Here is a 19116-nt window from a genome sequence, read left to right as displayed (position 1 = left end):
TTCAATCGCTGGCATGGCGTCCCCCCACCCCGCGCCGCGCCGCAGCCGCGGCCGCCCGCGCACGCCCGGGGCGGAGGCGCGGATCCTCGAGGCGGCGCTGGAGGAGTACGGCGAGCGCGGCTGGGCCGGCTTCACCATGGACGCTGTCGCCCGCCGGGCCGGCGTCGGCAAGTCGACGGTGTACCTGCGCTGGCGCGACAAGGACTCGCTCCTGCTCGACGCCGTGGAGGCCCGCGCGGCCGGCATCGAGGACGTCGACACCGGCTCGTTGCGCGGCGACCTGGAGGACCTGGCGACCAACCTGTTCCGCCACTACCTCGACCCGGCCGGCTGGGCGACCGTGCGGATGGCGGTCGACGCGGCCGGCGCCCCGTCCTCGCTCGGCACCTTCACCGAGAAGGTGGCTCGCCACCACACCGACGCGGTCCTGCCGATCCTCCAGCGCGCGGTCGACCGCGGCGAGGTGCCGGCGGACCTGCCCGCCACGACGCTGGTGCTCTGCCTGTACGGCGCGGTCACCATGAACCGGCTGCTCCTCCCCGGCGAGGGCCGCACCCTGGGCGACGACGAGCTGCGGGCGCAGGTCCAGACCATCGTCGACTTCGTGCTCGCCGGTGCCGGGGCCGCGAGCGCCACCCGACCGGAGCGAACTGCGCGGTAACAAGCCGGACCCCTACCCTCCGGCCATGAGCTCCCTCACCAGTGCCGTCTCATGGGGACGACGGCACATCCCCGACGTCGCCGTGCCGGCGATCACCCGCACCAGGCTGGCCCGCGCCCGCAAGGACGACGCCCGCGCCGCGAAGGCCCACCGCGAGATGGACTTCCTCCTCGGCGGCGTGAGCACGCCCGCCGAGGTCGACCGGGCCGCCGAGCGGTACCTCGAGCGCGACATCCTCCGCTCCGAGCTGCGCTGGCACCCGAAGCTCATCACCTTCCAGGAGGTCGAGGGCGTCGCGAACCTCGTCGCGGCCCGCAAGCGCGGTCGCGGCGTGGTCATCAGCTTCTTGCACCACGGCCACTACGAGGGCGCGGTCGCCTCCGTCTGCCGAGCGGACCAGCCGATGCTGGTGGTGGTGTCCCCCGAGATGCTCGCCCCGGACGCGCCGGAGTTCCTCAAGCAGCACGTCCGCACCGGCACCGTCTCCGGCGGTCGCCCCCTCGACGCCACGGTCGGCGCGAAAGGCATGCTCGCCGCGCTGGCCGAGGGGGAGGTGCTCGCCATCGCCAGCGACGTCCCGGGACGTACGCCGATCCGCTTCCTCGGCGTGGACCGCCTGGGCTCCTTCGGCGCCGCCCGCCTGGCCACCGGCGCCGGAGCGCCGGTCGTCTCGATGACCGCCCACCCCGACGCCGACGGCCGGCCCTATCTCCGGCTCAGCGAGCCGCTCGACCCGCGCGACTTCGCCTCGCCGGACGACCTGCTGCTGGAGATGGTCCGGCTGCAGGAGGCACCGGTGCTGGCGTGGCCGGAGGCCTACCACCAGCCGACCCTGCGCTGGGGCGCCGTGCAGCCGGCCGGCTCCGCCGCGGCCTCCTGAGAGGTCCCGGCTGCCGGGTGACTCTGGAACACCCGGCAGCCGGGCGTGCCCAGCCTGGCACTCGCCCGCAGTGACCAGATCCCCCGGACGTCCGGGTCTCGACTAGTCCGACCCCAGCCCTGAGCCCGCCCGGCAGCACACGCACACCGCACGGGTCACTCGTAGCCGAGGACCTCCGCGCGCTTCTCGCCCCAGGCGAGCGCCGAGGCGATGGCCTCGTCCAGCGAGAGCTCGGTGGACCAGTCGAGCAGCTGCCGCGACTTGTCGACGTTCGCGAAGGCGCCGACGGCGTCCCCCGGTCGCGGGGGCGCCTCGGTCGTCGGGACCGAGGACCCGAAGACGTTCTCGAACGACGCGATCAGCTCGCGGACCGTCACCCCCGATCCGGTGCCGATGTTGATGACGGTGCTTGGCGCGCCGACGGCGTCGATCACGTCGTCGAACTTCTCGACCGCGCGCACGTGCGCGCGAGCGAGGTCCCACACGTGGATGTAGTCCCGGATGCCCGTGCCGTCGCGCGTCGGGTGCTCGACGCCGGTGATCGTGAAGCTGTCCTTCTGCCCGCGCGCGGCCATCACCAGCTGGCCGAGCACGTGGGACGGCTCCTTGGCGTAGATGCCGGTCTCCAGGTCCGGGTCGGACCCGATGGGGTTGAAGTAGCGCAGGATGACCGCACGCAGGTCGGTCGCGGCAGCCATGTCCTCGAGGACCTGCTCCATCATCCGCTTGGTGCGGGCGTACGGCGACTGCGGCGCCAGGGGGTCCTCCTCGGTCACCTCGAAGGAGTCCTTCGTGGCGTAGAGGCTCGCGGAGCTGGAGAACAGCACGCGCCCGAGTCCGAGGCCGTCCAGCTCGTCGAAGAGCTCCAGCGACTTCGCGACGTTGTCGCGGTAGTACTCGTACGGCTTCTCCACCGACTCCGGCACGACGATCCGCGCGGCCATGTGGATCGTCGCGTCGAGGTCCGGGTGCTCCTCCGCGATCCGGCGCAGGAGCGCGCGATCGGCGATGTCGCCCTCGTAGAACGCGCGGTCGCCGACGAACACCCGCGGTCCGGTCAGCAGCGAGTCGAGCACGACGGGCACGTGCCCGGCCTGCTCGAGCGCCTTGCAGGTGGTCGAACCGATGTAGCCGGCACCGCCGGTGACGAGGACCTTCATGCCCGGCAGGCTAGCGCTCGGGGAGCGCCGCTCAGGGCGACGACGCAGCCGGCGGGCCGGATCGGCGGTGTCCGTCACCACGCGAGGGCCGGTCGAGACCTGTCCTCAAGGGTGGTTTCGTCGTCCGTGACGACGGGCACAGGTGCGCACAGCCCAGCAGGAGGACCAGATGAGCACCGCACCCCAGCCGATCGACGACCAGGTGTCCACCCCGTACGAGTCGTGGTGCGAGCGGCAGGGTGTCCATCCGGAAGCACCGGGGGCTTTCGACCACTACGTCTCGACGCTCGACGCGCCGATCGCCTGACCCAGGTGGGCCGCTCCCGGCGGGCGCACTAGCACGAACGGGCCCGGATCAGACCACCCGAGCGGGCCATCCTCGCTTTCTTTACCCTGTCCGGTGAGGTGAGGGCTTGAGGGGGCATACATTGGTCGTGCGAGGCCGCCGAAACGCGCTGCCGACCCGGTTCCGGCGCTCGCGATCCATCGCGGCAACGACGCCGGGTTGTCATCGCCGACCGACCCCAGGACACCCCGTGGACGCAGGATGACTGTTCTCTCTGAGCGGCGCTCGCGCAGCCGGGCATCGGGATCGACGGGATCGTTGCGTTACCTCCCTGCGGCGACGTTCACGTTGGACGCGGCGCTGATCGCAGGCGCGGTCCTCCTCGCCGTCGTCGGCCGCAAGTCGTTCGGCATCTTCCCGAGCCCGGCCGACGTGTCGGAACGGCTGGGGACCTTCGGCCCCCTCATGGTCCTCGGTTGGATCGGCACCCTGGCCCTCTCGGGCGCCTACAGCGACAGCGTGTTCGGCGCCGGCACCGACGAGTACAAGCGTGTCTTCAACGGGTCGATGGTCGCGGCCGCCCTCGTGGGGGTCGGTTGCTTCTTCGCCGACTACCCGCTCTCCCGCGGCTTCTACTTCCTGGCGTTCGCGATCGGCATCCCGGGCCTGCTCCTCGGACGCGCGCTCGTCCGATCCGCGCTGCACCAGGCTCGTCGCCGGGGCAGCTTGTTGCACCGCGTCCTGATCGCCGGCTCGCCGGCCCACGTGGACGAGATCGCCGCGGTGCTCCGGCGTGAGCGCTGGCTCGGCTACCGGGTCGTCGGCGCGCTGACGCCCGCGCACTACCTCGAGGAGGAGACCCGCTCGGGGATCCCGGTGCTCGGCAACTCCGACGACATCACCTCGGTCGTGCTGGAGTCCGGTGCCGACGTCGTGTTCATCGCCGGCGGGGCGCTCGGTTCGGCGACCCAGATGCGTCGCCTCGCCTGGGACCTCGAGCACGAGCGGGTCCAGGTCGTCGTGGCACCCAGCGTGACCGACGTCTCCGGGGAGCGCGTCCGCGTGCGCCCGGTCGGGGGCCTCCCGCTCATGCACATCGACCCACCGCGCGCGACCGACGCCTCGCGTTGGGGCAAGCGGTTGTTCGACGTCGTCGGCTCGGCCGGTCTCATCCTCGCGTTCAGCCCGATCTTCATCGTGGCCGCACTGCAGATCAAGCTGCACGACCGCGGCCCGGTGCTGTTCCGCCAGACGCGTGTCGGGCAGGACGGGCGCGAGTTCGCGTGCCTGAAGTTCCGCACGATGGTGGTCGACGCGGAGGAGCGGCTGCGCGAGCTGCACGCCACCCAGGGCTACGAGGCCGGCCTCTTCAAGATGAAGGACGACCCGCGGATCACGAAGCCAGGACGTTGGCTGCGCCGCCTCTCGATCGACGAGCTCCCCCAGCTCTTCAACGTGCTCATCGCCGACATGAGCCTGGTCGGCCCGCGCCCTCCCCTGCCGCTCGAGGTGGCGCGCTACGAGGGCGACACGGTCCGCCGGCTACGCGTCCGCCCCGGCATGACGGGGCTGTGGCAGGTCTCCGGCCGCTCGGACCTGTCCTGGTCGGAAGCCGTGCGCCTCGACCTCTACTACGTCGACAACTGGTCGATGATGCAGGACCTCTCGATCCTGGCGAAGACCTTCGGCGCGGTGTTCGGCTCCCGCGGCGCCTACTGAGGGTCCAGCAGCCCCAGCAGGTAGTCGCCGTACCCGCTCGCGCGCAGCCCCTCGCCGAGCCGCCGCAGCTGGTCGTCGTCGATGAAGCCCATCCGCCAGGCGACCTCCTCCGGCGCGCCGATCTTGGTCCCCTGGCGGTGCTCGATCGCGCGGACGTAGTTCGCGGCGTCGTTCATCGCGTCGAACGTCCCGGTGTCGAGCCAGGCCGAGCCGCGCGGCAGCACCTCCACCTGGAGCCGCCCCTGCTCGAGGTAGCGACGGTTGAGGTCGGTGATCTCGAGCTCGCCGCGGGCGGACGGCCGAAGCTCCCGGGCGTGGTCGACGACGTCGTCGCCGTAGAAGTACAGCCCGGGGACGGCGTACCGGCTCCGGGGCCGCGCCGGCTTCTCCTCCAGCGAGATCGCCCGCCCCGTGCCGTCGAACTCGACCACGCCGTACGCCGTCGGGTCGGAGACCTGGTAGCCGAAGACGGCCGCCCCGTCGATGTCGGCGAACCGGCGCAGGTGCGTGCCGAGGCCGGACCCGTAGAAGATGTTGTCACCGAGGACCAGCCCCACGGTGTCGCCGGCGACGAAGTCGGCGCCGATGAGGAACGCCTGCGCCAGCCCGTCGGGTGAGGGCTGGGCGGCGTACGTGAGAGAGATGCCGAGGGCCGAGCCGTCACCGAGGAGCCGGACGAACTGCTCCTGCTCGTGCGGCGTCGTGATGACCAGGACGTCACGGATCCCGGCGAGCATCAGGGTCGAGAGCGGATAGCAGATCATCGGCTTGTCGTAGACCGGCACGAGCTGCTTGCTGACCGCCCGGGTGACCGGGTGCAGCCGCGAGCCGGTGCCGCCCGCCAGGATGATGCCGCGCATGGGCCGACCCTAGAGCCCCGCGACCCCGGGATCCGCTCACCCTAGGATCGACGGGTGCAGCGACTCCTCGTCACCGGCGGTGCCGGCTTCATCGGCGCCAACTTCGTGCACCACGTCGTCGCGCACACCGACGCCGAGGTCACGGTCCTCGACAAGCTGACGTACGCCGCCAGCCGGGAGGCCCTCGACGGGCTGCCCGACCACCGGGTCCGCCTCGTGGTCGGCGACGTCGCGGACGAGGGCGTCGTCGACCCGCTCGTCGCGGCGCACGACACGGTCGTGCACTTCGCCGCCGAGTCGCACAACGACAACTCCCTGGACGACCCGGCGCCGTTCGTCCGCACGAACCTGGTGGGGACGTTCACGATCCTCGAGGCGGCGCGACGGCACGACGCGCGCCTGCACCACGTCTCCACCGACGAGGTCTACGGCGACCTCGACCTCGACGACCCGAAACGGTTCACCGAGGACACGCCGTACCGCCCGAGCAGCCCGTACTCCGCCACCAAGGCCGGCTCGGACCACCTGGTCCGCGCGTGGGTCCGCAGCTTCGGCCTCCGGGCGACGATCTCGAACTGCTCGAACAACTACGGCCCGTGGCAGCACGTCGAGAAGTTCATCCCCCGCCAGGTCACCAACGTCCTCGACGGCGCCCGGCCGCGGGTCTACGGGGACGGGCGCAACGTCCGGGACTGGATCCACGCCGACGACCACTCCTCCGCCGTCCTCGCGATCCTCGAGCGCGGGCGCATCGGCGAGACGTACCTTGTCGGCGCCGACGGCGAGCGGACCAACCTCGAGGTGGTCCGGGCGATCCTGCGGCACCTCGGACGCGAGGAGGACGACATCGAGCTCGTCGCCGACCGCGCCGGCCACGACCGCCGCTACGCGATCGAGTCGGCCAAGCTGCGCGCGGAGCTCGGCTGGCGTCCCCGGTTCGAGGACTTCGAGGCGGGCCTCGCCGACACCATCGAGTGGTACGTCGCGCACGAGCCGTGGTGGCGCCCGCACAAGGCGGCGACCGAGGCGGCGTACGCCGCGAAGGGCCAGTGAGCGTGCGCGTCGAGCCGACCGCCATCCCGGGCCTGCTGCTGGTCCACCTCGACGTCCACGAGGACGCCCGCGGCTGGTTCAAGGAGAACTGGCAGCGGCGGAAGCTGGGCGACCTCGGCTTCCCCGACCTCGGACCCGTCCAGCACAACCTGGCCTTCAACCACCGGCGCGGCACGCTCCGCGGCGTCCACGCCGAGCCGTGGGACAAGCTCATCTCGGTCGTCACCGGCCGGGTCTTCGGCGCCTACGTCGACCTCCGTGCCGGCGACGGATTCGGTCGGGTGGTGACGGTCGAGGCCGACCCGTCGCTCGCCGTGCTCGTGCCGCGCGGGGTCGGCAACGCCTACCAGACGCTCGAGGACGGCACGTCCTACTCCTACCTCGTCAACGACCACTGGAGCGCGGACGCGACCTACGTCGCGGTCGACCCGGCCGACCCCGCCCTGGCGATCCCGTGGCCCGTCCCGCCGGCCGAGTCGGTCGTCTCGGACAAGGACCGCGCGAACCCGCTGCTCGCCGACGTCGCGCCGATGCCCGTGCGCCGCCCGCTCGTCCTGGGCGCAGCGGGCCAGGTGGGGCGCGCCCTCGCCGCGGCCTTCCCCGGGGCGACTCTGGTCGACCGCGACGACGTCGACCTGGCGGACCCCGCCGCCGTCGCCGGCCTGGACTGGCGGGACCACGACGTCGTGCTCAACGCGGCGGCGTTCACGGCGGTCGACGCCGCCGAGACGCCCGAGGGTCGGCGCGCGGCCTGGGCCCTCAATGCGACGCTGCCCGCCACGTTGGCGCGGCTGGCGAGCGAGCACCGCTGCACGCTCGTCCACTTCTCGACCGACTACGTCTTCGACGGGACCTTCGCCGGCCCGGAGGGCCACACCGAGGACGAGCCGCTCTCGCCGCTCGGCGTCTACGCGCAGTCCAAGGCGGCCGGCGACCTCGCGGTCGGGACCGCGCCGCGGCACTACGTGCTCCGCACGTCCTGGGTCATCGGCGAGGGCGGCAACTTCGTCCGCACGATGCAGCGGCTCGCGGCCGACGGGGTCTCCCCCGCCGTGGTGGACGACCAGGTCGGCCGGCTCACCTTCACCGACGAGCTCGCTCGGGCGACGCGCCACCTGCTGGACTCCGGCGCGGCGTACGGCACCTACCACGTCACCAACGGCGGCGCGCCGACCTCCTGGTACGACGTCGCGCGGGCGGTCTTCCGGCTCGCCGGCCGCGAGGAGTCGGACGTGACGCCGACCAGCACGGAGGCGTACGGCGCGGGCAAGCAGCTCGCCCCGCGCCCGCTCGGCAGCGTGCTGGACCTGGCCAAGCTGCGCGCGACCGGCTTCGAGCCGGAGGACGCCATGGCCGCCCTCGAGCGTTACGTCGCCGGCCGGACGTAGCCGGCCGGCGATACGTCAGCGGCGGCGCAGGCCCGTCAGCGCCGGCCGGACGTCGGCGAGGTAGACGAATGCGGCGATCGTGAAGGCGATGTTGAGCAGGCTGATCGGCGATCCGATGAGCAGCAGCTGCAGCACCAGACCGAGGCCGAGGATGAGGCACCAGGCGGGCTTCGTCAGCTTGCCGGCGGCGTCGTAGGCCTCGGCGCTGAACAGCAGGCTGTTGACGAAGGCGAAGATCTTCACCGCGAGCAGCACGAACTCGACGAGCAGCATGATGCCGCCCTCGATGGCGAAGACGTCGTTCACACCCGAAGGCTATCGGTCGCGGTCCGCGCGCCCCCCGCCGGTTGAGCAGCGAGCGCCAGCGAGCGCCCCCCGCTGGTTGAGCAGCGAGCGCCAGCGAGCGTGTCGAAACCCAGCGACCTGCCCACCACGTCGACCGGCGTCACCGCTCCGCGGTGTCGAGGATCAACGTGACGGGCCCGTCGTTGACCGACTCCACCCGCATGTCCGCCCCGAACCGCCCGCGCTCGACGTGCGCGCCGAGCCGCTCGAGCTCCGCGCACACCGCGTCGTACGTCGGCTCGCTGACCGGGCCGGGGGCGGCGGCCTGCCAGGTGGGGCGCCGGCCCTTGCGCGCATCGCCGTACAGCGTGAACTGGCTGACCACCAGCACCGGCGCCCCGACGTCGCTCGCGGACCGTTCCTCGCGCAGCAGCCGGAGCTCCCAGATCTTGCGCGAGGTCCAGACCACCTCGTCCTGCCCGTCGCCGTGCGTGACACCGAGGTAGACGAGGAGCCCGGGGCCCTCGATCGCGCCTGTGACCTCGCCTTCCACGCTCACCCGGGCCGACAGGACACGTTGGACGACTGCTCGCACGCCGGCAGCCTCCCAGACGCGCCGCCGCTCGCCGACCGGGCGTCGTAACCACCGGACCCGGGGACCGTTGGTCGGTCGTGCGCACCCTCTCCCTCCTCGCGGCGTCGGTCCTCGTGACCGCCGGCCTCGCGGCGACGGCTCCCGCGGCCGTCGCCGAGCCCTACCCAGGCACCGTCTTCACCGCCTGCGACATCGGCGGCCGGGCCAACGTCCCGGACGCCAAGCCGCGGCCCCGCTCGACCGTCCACGTCAAGACCGCGGGCACCGCCTCGCCGGCCGGCACCCTGAAGGTGACCTACCTGCGGATGAAGGGCGGCTACAAGTCCAAGCAGTCGGTCGCCTACAGCGGCCGGAGCAAGGGCTTCGCCGGCCCCCGGCTGGCCAAGCGCGGGCGCTACAAGGTCTCCGTGCGGTTCGTCCCGAGGGCCGGCTCGGTCTGGAAGCCCTGCTCGGACCAGTACTTCCTGACCCGCGTCAAGGTCGTCCGGCGCTGACCGGTCGCCTGGTCCGCCGCGCCCTCGGCGCGGCGGCGGTCGTCGTGCTGCTCGCGGCCGCCTGGACGGCGTACGTCGTCTGGCGGGTCACCGCGGACGTCGATGACGCCGAGACCTCCGCCGCCGCGCTCCTCGACGCCGTCGTCGACGAGGACCTCGCGCGGGCCCGGACCGCCGCCCTCCGGCTCCAGGGCCCGGCGACCGCGGCGGCCGATCGCACCGACGGTCCCTGGTGGGAGGTGCTCACCTGGGCGCCGGTGCTCGGGGACGACGCCGACGGCCTGCGCGCCGTGGGTCGGTCGCTCGGCACGGTGGCCGACGACGGGGTGGGCCCGCTGGTCGAGGCGCTCACCCGCCTCGACCACCTGACCGTGGACGGCCGGGTCGACCTGCGGCTCGTGCGTGACGTGACCCCGCTGGTCACGCGGGCCGAGGACGCCTTCGGGCGCGCGTCGGCCCTCGTCGCGAAGCGGGACAGCGAGGGGTACGTCGGTCCGCTGCGTGACTCCTTCGACGAGTACGCCGAGCGGCTGGCCGGGGCGGCCGACGGGCTGGCCACAGGCCGCCAGGCGCTCGACGTCCTGCCCACGATGGTCGGCGCCGACGGGCCACGGACCTACCTGCTGGTCTTCGAGAACAACGCGGAGATCCGCGCGACCGGCGGCCTGCCCGGGTCCTGGGGCCTGGTGCACGCCCGCGACGGCCGGCTCACCATGGACCGGCAAGGGTCCGGCGGCGAGGTCGAGAAGGCCGCGCCGGGCACCGTCCTCCGGGTCTCGCGCGCCGAGCGACGGATCTTCGGCGAGCAGCTGAGCCACTACTTCCGCTCGGCGAACGCCACTCCGGACTTCCCCCGCGTCGCCGAGCTGGTGCGCGCGCGCTGGGAGGCCGGCGGCGGCGAGCCGCTGGACGGCGTGATGTCGATCGACGTGCGTGCGATGGCGTACCTCCTGCGCGGCACCGGCCCGATCGAGGTCCGCGACCTGCGCCTGACCGGCGACAACCTCGTCGAGGCGCTGCTGAGCCGCGCCTACGAGGTGCTGCCGCCGGAGCTGCAGGACCAGGCCTTCGAGGAGGCCGCCAAGGCGGTCTTCGACGCGACGCAGCGCGAGCTGCTGTCGCCGTTGCGGTTGCTCTACGGCCTGGGCCGCGCCGCGCAGGAGGGCCGCTTCCACCTGGCGTCCTTCCGCGAGCCCGTCGCCGAGGCTCTCGCCGGCTCCGACGTCCTCGGCGAGCTGCCGGGCGACGACGGCACCACGCCCCACGTGGGCGTCACCGTCAACGACGCGACCGGCTCGAAGATGTCCTACTACCTGCGCTACGGCGTCGACGTCGACGCCGCGTCCTGCGCCGACGGCAGCACCCAGGTGCTGGAGGGCCGGATGCGCGTCGCCCAGCTCGTCGACGTCGCGCGCGCCAAGCGGCTGCCCGACTACGTCACCGGCGGCGGACAGTACGGCGTGGAGCCGGGCACCCAGCTCGTCGCGATCCGGTTGTACGCGCCGTACGGCGGCTCGGTCGACGACATCACCGTCGACGGCCAGGCGATCGGGCGCCGGCTGGCCCAGGTCACCGAGCAGGACGGCCGGGAGGTCGCGACGCTCTTCGTGCAGACGTCGGACGCCGGGTCCGACCTGAGCTGGACCATGACCGGCGGGCGGGGCCAGACCGGCGACGTCGCGGTCGACGTCACCCCCTCGATCGAGCCGATGTCCTCGAGCTCGACCGCGCCCTCCGCCTGCTGACCCCGCTGGTCGAGCAGGAGACGCACCAGGCTGATCCGCTGGTCGAGCAGGAGACGCACCAGGCTGACCCGCTGGTCGAGCAGGAGGCGCGCCAGCGCCGACGATGTCGAGACCCCCGCACCCGCGCAGGGCCGCAACCACTCACACAGACGACGAAGCCCCCGGACCAACTGGTCCGGGGGCTCCGTTCGTTCAGAAGAGACTCAGCTGCCCGAGATCGGGCGCCTCTTCATCAGATGCTCTTCAGTCGCCGACCTTCTTGGCGGCGGCCGTGGTGGCCTTGGTGGCCGCGGTGGCGGTCTTCTTGGCCGCGGTGGCGGTGCCCTTGGCGCTGCTCTTCGGCGCGGCGGTCGTCTTCTTGACGGTCCGCTTGGCGGTGTTGCTGGTCTTGCGGGCCGTCGACTTGGTCGCCTTGGCCGACTGGGTCTGCGTGGTCTTCGCCTTCGCGACGGTGGTCTTCGCGGCGGCGGCAGTCTCCTGGGTCTCCTGCTGGCGGCGGATCCGCGTGATCAGCTGCTCGCCGCGCTTGGCGAGGTCGGCGTAGGTGTCGGAGACGATCACGACGTTGTCGTTGACCGTGGCCTGCACGCGGGTCGGCAGGGCGCGGGCCTCGCCCTGGAGCTCGGCGACGCGGGCCTCGACGGCGGTACGGCGGGCCTTGGCGTCCTTCGACAGAGCCTCGAACCGCGCGTTGACGGCGACGAGCGCCTGGTCGCGCAGCGCCTTGGGCTCGAAGTCGAAGTCGGCGACGGTCTTCTGCACGGACGCCTGGGTCTCGGCGAACCGCTTCTGCACGTCGGCGGCGTAGTCGCGGACGTAGCCGACGACGAGGTCGGTGGCGCCGACGCCGGCGTACAGCGGGCGCTTCGCGGCCGCGGGGATCTCGATGTCGGCCAGCGTCTTGTCGGCCAGCGTCTTGATGTCGAACGTGGTCCTAGCCATGTCCTTCTCCTCTTCTCGGTGGGTCAGTCCTGGGTGTCGGCCTCGGGCTGCCCGGCGTTGAGGGCCAGGAACGAGGCGTAGATGTCGAGCAGGGACTGCTTCTGCCGTTCGGTCAGTCCCGCGTCGTTCAGGACCGCGAGCTCGACCGAGCCCCCGACCCCGTCCTCCGGGCTGACGATCCCAGCGCGGACATACAGCTGCTCCGCGGAGATGCGCAGCGCCTTGGCGATCTGCTGCAGCACCTCGGCGGAGGGCTTGCGGAGCCCCCGCTCGATCTGGCTGAGGTAGGGGTTGGAGACCCCGGCCTGCTCGGCGAGCTGGCGGAGCGAGAGCGACGCGGCGGTGCGCTGCTCCCGCAGGTAGTCCCCGAGGGACCCGACTGCGGTCCCTACCTTCCCCTTGGCCATGCCTCTAGTGTGCTTGCTCCTGCTAGCGCTTGCAAGCGCTAGCAGTGTGCGACTGTTCACACATGGCGCTCTGTGCGCTAGCAGGTTGCTAGCGCCATGGCCCTGCGCTTGCACCGCTCGCGGCGTGCCGATCACGGACAACCGGGGCCGCCGCACGGGCCAGGGAAGGGTTGAGGCCCACGGCCGCGCAAGTGAGGCGGCCGCGCGGGTCAGAGCGTCGCGCGGACCTCGCCGACGACACGCCCACCGCCATGCAGCTCGACCAGGCCCGTCCGGCGTACGGCGTCGTCGACGACACCGGCGCGCTCGAGAGCCGCGGCCATGACGACACGACGTGCCCGGTCGGCGCCGTCCTCGATCTTCAGCGCGACGGCCCGCCCGTCCGATAGCGCGACGGCGTGCAGGGCCTCCGCGCCCATCTTCCCGATCGCGCCGGGGATGGCGGCGAGCAGGTCGCGCTCGTCGCGCGTCGTGCCGGAGACCATCTCGGGGTGCTGGCGGATCGCGTCGGCGACCCGCCGCTCGGGGCCGTCGGTGGCGAGCGCGAGGAACCGGAAGGCGCGCGCGAGGCCGGTCAACGACGTCGAGAGCAGCGGCGCCCCGCATCCGTCGGTGGCCGCCACCAGGACGGGCTCGCCGGTGAGCTCGTAGAACGTCTCGATGATCGCTCGCTGGAGCGGGTGGTCCTGGTCGAGGTAGGTCGCGGTGTCCCAGCCGTTGACGACGCAGGTCACGAGCATGGCGGCGTGCTTGCCGGAGCAGTTCATCGCGATCGGCGACCTCTCGCCGCCGGCGCGGACGTAGGCCAGGCGCGTCTCCTCGTCCATCGGCCAGTCCGCCGGCGTCCGCAGCGCGGACTCGTCGAGGTCGACGGACGCCAGGATCCGGCGTACGCCGTCGAGGTGGACCTGCTCGCCCGAGTGCGACCCGCAGCCGAGCGCAAGCAAGTCCGGCGGCAAGTCGAGCCCGTGCCGGACCATCGCCAGCGCCTGCACCGGCTTGTTGCACGACCGCGGCAGCACCGGCGACTCCACGTCGCCGACCGACCACTCGACCGTGCCGTCGGCGGCGAGCGCGACGACCGAGCCGTGGTGACGGCCCTCCACGAATCCGGAACGGACGACCTCGGCCACGACGACGGGGGCAGGGACCACGGGAGCAGGCATACGGCCAACCCAACCACGCCGGTTTGCAAGGATGAGCGCGTGCCGACCCCGCCGCAGTACTGCCCCACCCCGCGCGAGCTCGACGACCTCGAGCTGCTGGTGACCGGCGCGCTGGCGCCGCTGAGCCGCTTCGACGAGCCCGGCAGCCCGCTCACGCTCACGCTGCCGGCCGAGGTGGCGGCCTCCGCGGCCGAGGCAGGCGCGGTCGAGCTCGTGGACCCCGAGGGTCTCCCGCTGGCGCGCGTGAGCGTCCCCGACGGGACCGTCGAGGCGCTGACGCACGTGCAGTACGGCCCCTTCCGCAGCCACTACCTCTCCCCCGCCCGGGTCCGCGAGACGTACGCCGGCCGGACGTTCGTGCCGGTGACCGACGCCCTGACCGAGCAGCAGCTCGAGGAGCTCCGCCCGCTCGGGCCGCTGGTCCTCCTGGCGTACGTCGGCGCCGGCACGCCCACCCTCTCGCCCGTCGGGCTGGTCCGCGCGAGCCTCGCGGCGGCGGCCCTGCTCCCCGACGCCGCCGTCGTCGCCGTCCCGCTCGCCTCCCACGGCGACCCCGAGGTCGACCACCGGCTCGGCGTCCAGGTCGCCCAGACGTACGCCGCCGGCGACCCGGTCCACGCGCTGACCGAGCCGGTGGCCGACGAGCCCCACCCGCCGTCCGTCGCTGAGATCGTCGCCTTCGACCGCCTGGAGCCGGCCGACCAGGGACTCGTGCTGTTCTTCACCGGCCTCTCCGGCAGCGGCAAGTCGACCCTGGCCCGCGCGCTGATGGACCGGCTGCTCGAGCAGGGGACGCGCACCGTCACCAGCCTCGATGGGGACGTCGTTCGGCGGAACCTGTCGGCCGGCCTGACCTTCTCCAAGGCCGACCGCGAGACCAACATCCGCCGGATCGGCTGGGTCGCCGCCGAGATCTCCCGGCACGGCGGGGTGGCGGTGTGCAGCCCCATCGCACCGTTCGACGAGACCCGCCAGCAGGTCCGCGCGATGGTCGAGGACGCCGGCGGCGCGTTCTTCCTCGTCCACGTCGCCACGCCGCTGGAGGAGTGCGAGCGGCGCGACCGCAAGGGGCTCTACGCCAAGGCGCGCCGGGGCGAGATCCCCGAGTTCACCGGCATCTCCTCGCCTTACGAGGAGCCCGCCGACGCCGACGTCCGCGTCGACACCACCGGGCGGACCATCGACGACGCTCTCGGTGACGTCGTCGAGGCGCTGCGCGAGGCGGGTTACCTCGACCTGAGCATCCCGGCCGCACCGCTGGTCGAGCAGCGAGCGCCAGCGAGCGTCGACGAGACTCCCGCCCCCGGCAGCGCGGCGCGACCCCTGCAGGTCCTCTTCGTCTGCACCGCCAACATCTGCCGCAGCCCGTTCATGGAGCTGGTGGCCCGCCGACTGGCCGGTCCCGACGCGTCGGTGACCTTCGCGAGCGCCGGCACCCACGGCTTCCGCGACCACCCGATGGACGACGTCATGAGCGCGACGCTCGCCAGCCGCGGGGCGGAGGTCGGCGACTTCGCCAGCCGCGCGGTCACCCGGCAACAGGTCGATGAGGCAGACCTCGTGCTGACCGCCGAGGCGGCGCACCGCACGTTCATCCTCGACGACCAGCCGGCGGCGTTCCGCAAGGTGTTCACCCTCGGGCAGTTCGCCGAGGCGGTCCGCGCCGCCGACCCGTCGCTGACCGGGCGCGACCTGGTCCGGGTGGTCGGCGAGCGCCGCGGGCCGGCGGACGCGCGGCTCGACGTGGCCGACCCGTACCGCCGCGGCCCCGAGGCCGCCGAGCGGGCGGCGGCGGGCATCGAGGAGCTGCTCCGCGTCATCGTCCCCCGGCTCGCCGAGGGACCGCGGGAGGGCTGATGTTCGTCCTGCGCAACGCGATCCGCGAGTACGCCTGGGGCTCGAGCACCCACCTGCCGCGTTTCCTCGGCACCGAGCCGACCGGCGACCCCCAGGCCGAGCTGTGGATCGGCGCGCACGACGGCGACCCGTCGTACCTCCCCGACGGGCGGGCGCTCAACGACGTCATCGCCGGCGACCCGAGCGAGCTGCTCGGGCGGACGGTCGTGGACACGTTCGGTCCCCGGCTGCCGTACCTCATGAAGGTCCTCGCGGTCGCCGAGCCGCTGTCCCTCCAGGTCCACCCGAGCTCCTCGCGCGCCCGGATCGGCTTCGCGCGGGAGGACGCCGCCGGCGTGCCGCTCGACGCCCCGCACCGCAGCTACAAGGACACCTCGCACAAGCCGGAGCTCATCTTCGCGCTCACCCGCTTCGAGGGGATGGCTGGCTTCCGCGACACCGAGAAGTCGGCGCAGATCCTGCGCCTGCTCGACCTCCCGTGGGCCGACGACGTGGCGCACCGGCTGGTGTCGGGGCCGCCGTTCCAGACGCTGCGCGCGATCGTCACCGACATGCTGGCCCGCTCGGGCCCCGACCTCGAAGCGCTGCTGGCCGACGTGCAGCGGGCGGCACGGCACGCCGAGGAGCGCGGTCACCGCGAGGAGATGCGGGCCAACCCGGTGCGCGTGGACCCGGCGCGGATCAACCGCGAGGCGACCCGCGTGTTCGCGATGATCGGCAAGCTCATCGACCAGTACCCCGCCGACCCGGGCGTCCTGGTCACCCTCCTGCTCAACCACGTCGTGCTGGCCCCTGGCGAGGCGATGTTCCTCGACGCCGGCGTCATCCACGCGTACGTCTCGGGCCTGGGCGTCGAGATCATGGCGTCGTCGGACAACGTGCTGCGCGCCGGCTTGACCCCCAAGCACATGGACGTGCCCGAGCTGCTGTCGGTCACCAACTTCACGCCGATGCCCGGCCCCCAGTGGCTGCCGTCGGTCAACGCGCCGCACCACTGCCACCTCGAGCCGCCCGTGCCGGACTTCGCGCTCACCGTCGGCGACGTGCCGGGCGTGACCGCGCCGGCCGCCGGCCCGCGGACGGTCGTCGTGCTCGACGGCGAGGTCGACCTGGTCACCGACGGCGAGGCGCTGACCGCGACGCGTGGCCAGACGGTCTTCGTCGCGGACGCCGACGGCCCGGTCCGGGTCACCGGGCACGGCCGCGTCGCCATCGGCGGCGTCCAGCTCTAGCCGCTCCGCCAGGCGCGCCGCCGGCCGGTCAGTCCTGCCAGGCGGGCAGCTGCGGCCGGTCGATCCAGTGCCGGCCCTCGTGCTTGAGCGCCTCGATGTCGGCGTCGACCATGATCCGGACCAGCTCGGCGAAGCGCACCTCGGGCTTCCACCCGATCCGCTGCTCGGCCCGGCTGGCATCGCCGACGAGCGCGTCGACCTCGACGGGCCGCAGGTAGCGCTCGTCGAAGCGCACGTGCTTCTCCCAGTCCAGCCCCGCGTGGTCGAACGCCGCCGCGACGAAGTCCCGGACCGTCGCGCGTTCGCCGGTGGCCAGCACGAGGTCCTCCGGCTCGTCGGCCTGGAGCATGCGCCACATGCCCTCGACGTACTCCGGGGCGTAGCCCCAGTCGCGCACCGCGTCGAGGTTGCCGAGGTAGACGAAGTCATCGAGCCCGGCCTGGATCCGCGCCACGGCCCGGGTGACCTTGCGGGTCACGAAGACCTCGCCGCGCCGGGGCGACTCGTGGTTGAAGAGGATGCCGTTGACGGCGTGCATGCCGTAGCTCTCGCGGTACGTCGTGGTGAGCCAGTGCGCGTACGCCTTCGCGGCGCCGTACGGCGACCGCGGCCGCAGCGGCGTGTCCTCGCTCTGCGGCGGCGGCTCCGCGCCGTACATCTCCGAGCTGCCGGCCTGGTAGAACCGCGCCCCCACGCCGGACATCCTCAGCGCCTCGAGCAGGCGCACCGCTCCGACGCCTGCCGCCTCGCCGGCGTGCTCGGGCTCCTCGAAGCTCGCCCCGACGTACGACTCCGCCGCGAGGTTGTAGACCTCGTCGGGCCGGACCTGCTGCAGCAGGGACAACAGGCGACCGCCGTCGGAGAGGTCGCCGCGGTGGAGGAAGAACCGGCAGTCCGGCGCGTGCGTGTCCTCGACCAGGTGCGCGACGCGGGAGGTGTTGACCGACGAGGTACGCCGCGCGAGCCCGTGGACCTCGTAGCCCTTGGTCAGCAGCAGCTCGGCGAGGTACGAGCCGTCCTGGCCGGTCACGCCGGTGATCAGCGCCCGCTTGGTCATGCGTCCTCCGCTGGTTGAGCTTGTCGAGACCACCTTAGGCGCCACGCCCGGTGACAAATCCTGCCTTTCACGATGACAGCACTAGGCTTTCACCCCGTGGACGACCTCTTCACCACCTCCGCCCTGGCCGTCCTGGCCGTGAGCTTCGGCGTCGGCATCGTCGTGGGCCTGACCGGTATGGGCGGCGGCGCACTGATGACGCCCGCGCTCATCTTCCTCGGCATCCCGCCGACGGCCGCGGTCGCCAACGACCTCGTCGCCGCTGCGGTGAACAAGACCGTGGGAGCCTCGGTCCACTGGCGGACCGGGTCGCCGAACATCAAGCTGGCGGCGTACCTCATCGTCGGCTCGGTGCCGTTCGCCCTGGCCGGCGGCTTCATCGTCCAGGAGCTCGGCGGCGAGGACGCCGAGGACTTCCTGGTCACCGCGATCGGCATCGCGCTGCTGTTCGCGGCCGCGAGCTACGCGTTGCGGATGTACCTCCAGCTCCGCCTGGTCACCTCGGGCAACCAGGCGCCGGTTGGCGAGCCCGCCATCCGACCGATCCCGACGCTCCTCGTGGGCGCCGTCGGCGGCCTGCTCGTCGGCATCACCTCGGTGGGCTCGGGCTCGCTCATCATGGTTGCGCTGCTGCTGCTCTACCCGACGCTCTCGGCGCTGAAGCTGGTCGGCACCGACCTGGTCCAGGCCGTCCCGCTCGTCCTTGCCGCCGCCATCGGCCACGTCGTCGTGAACGGCGTCGACTGGGGCGTCCTCATCCCGCTGATCCTCGGCGGCACCCCGGGCACCTTCCTCGGCGCCCGGATGGCCAGCTGGGTCAGCCAGTCGGTCATCCGCCGCGGCATCGTCATCGTGCTCAGCCTCACCGGGTTGAAGATGCTCGGCGTCTCCCCCGAGGCCGTCGGCATCATCGGCGCCGGCCTGCTCCTGCTCGGCCCGCTGGCCTGGGGCTTCGTCCGCCAGACCCGCGGCCTGCCGGCCTTCGACAACAACGCCGCCGCTTGGTACCACGAGCGCCAGCGCCAGGAGCAGAACCAGCACCAGTAGCCACCCGACCGCTGGTCGAGCAGGTCGCGCTGGGACCCTCTCGAAACCCGGCCCCAACCGCTGGTCGAGCAGGCGAGCGCCACGACCGTCTCCAACCCAGCCCAAGCCGCTGGTCGAGCAGGCGAGCGCCAGCGAGCCGTCACCAAACCCAGCCCCCACCGCTGGTCGAGCAGGCGAGCGCCAGCGAGCCGTCGTCGAGACCCCCGCACCCGCGCACGGCCCACGCCACGCCCGGTCGGAAGGCCGCACCAGCCACCCCCTCGAACCCAGCCCCGACCGCTG

Annotated in this window: 19 protein-coding genes; 11 read left to right on the top strand and 8 right to left on the bottom strand. The window is 72.8% G+C overall.

Translation table 11 applies throughout. From position 1 onward, the window contains the following. The first annotated feature begins 13 nt into the window (after nt 1-13). Together QWY28_RS16370 and QWY28_RS16365 are read left to right on the top strand one after the other, a co-directional pair. Nucleotides 14-661 carry a TetR/AcrR family transcriptional regulator gene (locus QWY28_RS16370; protein WP_300953635.1) on the top strand — a complete coding sequence of 216 codons (648 nt, stop codon included), beginning with the start codon at nt 14-16 and terminating at the stop codon, nt 659-661. Nucleotides 662-686: 25 nt separating this feature from the next. After that, nucleotides 687-1541 carry a lysophospholipid acyltransferase family protein gene (locus QWY28_RS16365; RefSeq protein ID WP_300953634.1) on the top strand — a complete coding sequence of 285 codons (855 nt, stop codon included), beginning with the start codon at nt 687-689 and terminating at the stop codon, nt 1539-1541. Between the two features lie 155 nt (nt 1542-1696). Here the strand turns inward: QWY28_RS16365 and galE are convergent, their stop codons facing one another. Next, the gene (gene galE, locus QWY28_RS16360) at nt 1697-2701 is read right to left on the bottom strand and encodes a UDP-glucose 4-epimerase GalE (RefSeq protein WP_300953633.1); all 1005 of its coding nucleotides are present in this window, start codon (nt 2699-2701) and stop codon (nt 1697-1699) included. Nucleotides 2702-2870: 169 nt separating this feature from the next. Here galE and QWY28_RS16355 point away from each other — a divergent pair, with 169 nt between their 5' ends. Both QWY28_RS16355 and QWY28_RS16350 read left to right on the top strand, forming a co-directional pair. Continuing rightward, nucleotides 2871-3008: a hypothetical protein gene (locus tag QWY28_RS16355; RefSeq protein ID WP_300953632.1), complete on the top strand. Its 138-nt coding sequence runs from the start codon at nt 2871-2873 to the stop codon at nt 3006-3008. A gap of 297 nt (nt 3009-3305) precedes the next feature. Continuing rightward, a complete protein-coding gene (locus QWY28_RS16350) occupies nt 3306-4706 on the top strand; it encodes a sugar transferase (protein WP_300953631.1) in 1401 nt (466 codons plus the stop codon). Here QWY28_RS16350 and rfbA read toward each other — a convergent pair. After that, complete coding sequence (rfbA, locus tag QWY28_RS16345) at nt 4700-5566, bottom strand: glucose-1-phosphate thymidylyltransferase RfbA (protein ID WP_300953630.1); 867 nt, start codon at nt 5564-5566, stop codon at nt 4700-4702. The two genes, QWY28_RS16350 and rfbA, sit on opposite strands and share 7 nt — an antisense overlap. Before the next feature lie 54 nt (nt 5567-5620). Between rfbA and rfbB the strand changes: the two genes are divergently transcribed. Together rfbB and QWY28_RS16335 are read left to right on the top strand one after the other, a co-directional pair. Beyond that, nucleotides 5621-6619: a dTDP-glucose 4,6-dehydratase gene (gene rfbB, locus QWY28_RS16340; protein WP_300953629.1), complete on the top strand. Its 999-nt coding sequence runs from the start codon at nt 5621-5623 to the stop codon at nt 6617-6619. Nucleotides 6620-6621: 2 nt separating this feature from the next. Continuing rightward, the gene (locus QWY28_RS16335) at nt 6622-8007 is read left to right on the top strand and encodes a sugar nucleotide-binding protein (protein ID WP_300953628.1); all 1386 of its coding nucleotides are present in this window, start codon (nt 6622-6624) and stop codon (nt 8005-8007) included. 15 nt (nt 8008-8022) lie between these two features. Here QWY28_RS16335 and QWY28_RS16330 read toward each other — a convergent pair whose 3' ends face one another. Both QWY28_RS16330 and dtd read right to left on the bottom strand, forming a co-directional pair. Next, a complete protein-coding gene (locus tag QWY28_RS16330; protein WP_300953627.1) occupies nt 8023-8313 on the bottom strand; it encodes a DUF2516 family protein in 291 nt (96 codons plus the stop codon). A gap of 139 nt (nt 8314-8452) precedes the next feature. After that, nucleotides 8453-8887: a D-aminoacyl-tRNA deacylase gene (gene dtd / locus QWY28_RS16325; RefSeq protein WP_300953626.1), complete on the bottom strand. Its 435-nt coding sequence runs from the start codon at nt 8885-8887 to the stop codon at nt 8453-8455. Nucleotides 8888-8964: 77 nt separating this feature from the next. Between dtd and QWY28_RS16320 the strand changes: the two genes are divergently transcribed. Together QWY28_RS16320 and QWY28_RS16315 are read left to right on the top strand one after the other, a co-directional pair. Beyond that, nucleotides 8965-9381 carry a hypothetical protein gene (locus QWY28_RS16320; protein ID WP_300953625.1) on the top strand — a complete coding sequence of 139 codons (417 nt, stop codon included), beginning with the start codon at nt 8965-8967 and terminating at the stop codon, nt 9379-9381. 44 nt (nt 9382-9425) lie between these two features. After that, the gene (locus QWY28_RS16315) at nt 9426-11126 is read left to right on the top strand and encodes a DUF4012 domain-containing protein (protein ID WP_300953624.1); all 1701 of its coding nucleotides are present in this window, start codon (nt 9426-9428) and stop codon (nt 11124-11126) included. A 243-nt stretch (nt 11127-11369) separates the two neighbouring features. On the opposite strand, the gene QWY28_RS16310 is transcribed toward QWY28_RS16315, so the two are convergent. The 3 genes from QWY28_RS16310 to QWY28_RS16300 form a co-directional block, all read right to left on the bottom strand. Beyond that, nucleotides 11370-12068, bottom strand: a complete 699-nt coding sequence (locus tag QWY28_RS16310; RefSeq protein ID WP_300953623.1) for a hypothetical protein — start codon at nt 12066-12068, stop codon at nt 11370-11372. 23 nt (nt 12069-12091) lie between these two features. Further along, entirely contained in the window at nt 12092-12475 is a 384-nt protein-coding gene (locus QWY28_RS16305) for a helix-turn-helix domain-containing protein (RefSeq protein WP_300953622.1), read from the bottom strand. Nucleotides 12476-12684: 209 nt separating this feature from the next. After that, nucleotides 12685-13629, bottom strand: a complete 945-nt coding sequence (locus tag QWY28_RS16300) for an asparaginase (RefSeq protein WP_300953621.1) — start codon at nt 13627-13629, stop codon at nt 12685-12687. 51 nt (nt 13630-13680) lie between these two features. Here QWY28_RS16300 and cysC point away from each other — a divergent pair, with 51 nt between their 5' ends. Together cysC and manA are read left to right on the top strand one after the other, a co-directional pair. After that, a complete protein-coding gene (gene cysC, locus QWY28_RS16295) occupies nt 13681-15498 on the top strand; it encodes an adenylyl-sulfate kinase (protein ID WP_300953620.1) in 1818 nt (605 codons plus the stop codon). Next, nucleotides 15498-16730 carry a mannose-6-phosphate isomerase, class I gene (manA, locus tag QWY28_RS16290; protein WP_300953619.1) on the top strand — a complete coding sequence of 411 codons (1233 nt, stop codon included), beginning with the start codon at nt 15498-15500 and terminating at the stop codon, nt 16728-16730. Before cysC ends, manA begins: the two co-directional genes overlap by 1 nt. Nucleotides 16731-16758: 28 nt before the next feature. Here manA and gmd read toward each other — a convergent pair whose 3' ends face one another. After that, complete coding sequence (gene gmd, locus QWY28_RS16285; protein WP_300953618.1) at nt 16759-17787, bottom strand: GDP-mannose 4,6-dehydratase; 1029 nt, start codon at nt 17785-17787, stop codon at nt 16759-16761. Between the two features lie 96 nt (nt 17788-17883). Between gmd and QWY28_RS16280 the strand changes: the two genes are divergently transcribed. Next, nucleotides 17884-18834: a sulfite exporter TauE/SafE family protein gene (locus QWY28_RS16280; protein WP_300953617.1), complete on the top strand. Its 951-nt coding sequence runs from the start codon at nt 17884-17886 to the stop codon at nt 18832-18834. Nucleotides 18835-19116 lie beyond the last annotated feature (282 nt).

The organism is Nocardioides oceani, assembly GCF_030412965.1.
Classification (GTDB): Bacteria; Actinomycetota; Actinomycetes; order Propionibacteriales; family Nocardioidaceae; genus Nocardioides; species Nocardioides oceani.
Note: the sequence above shows the minus strand (reverse complement) of the source record. Positions and strands in the feature narration are given on the sequence as shown.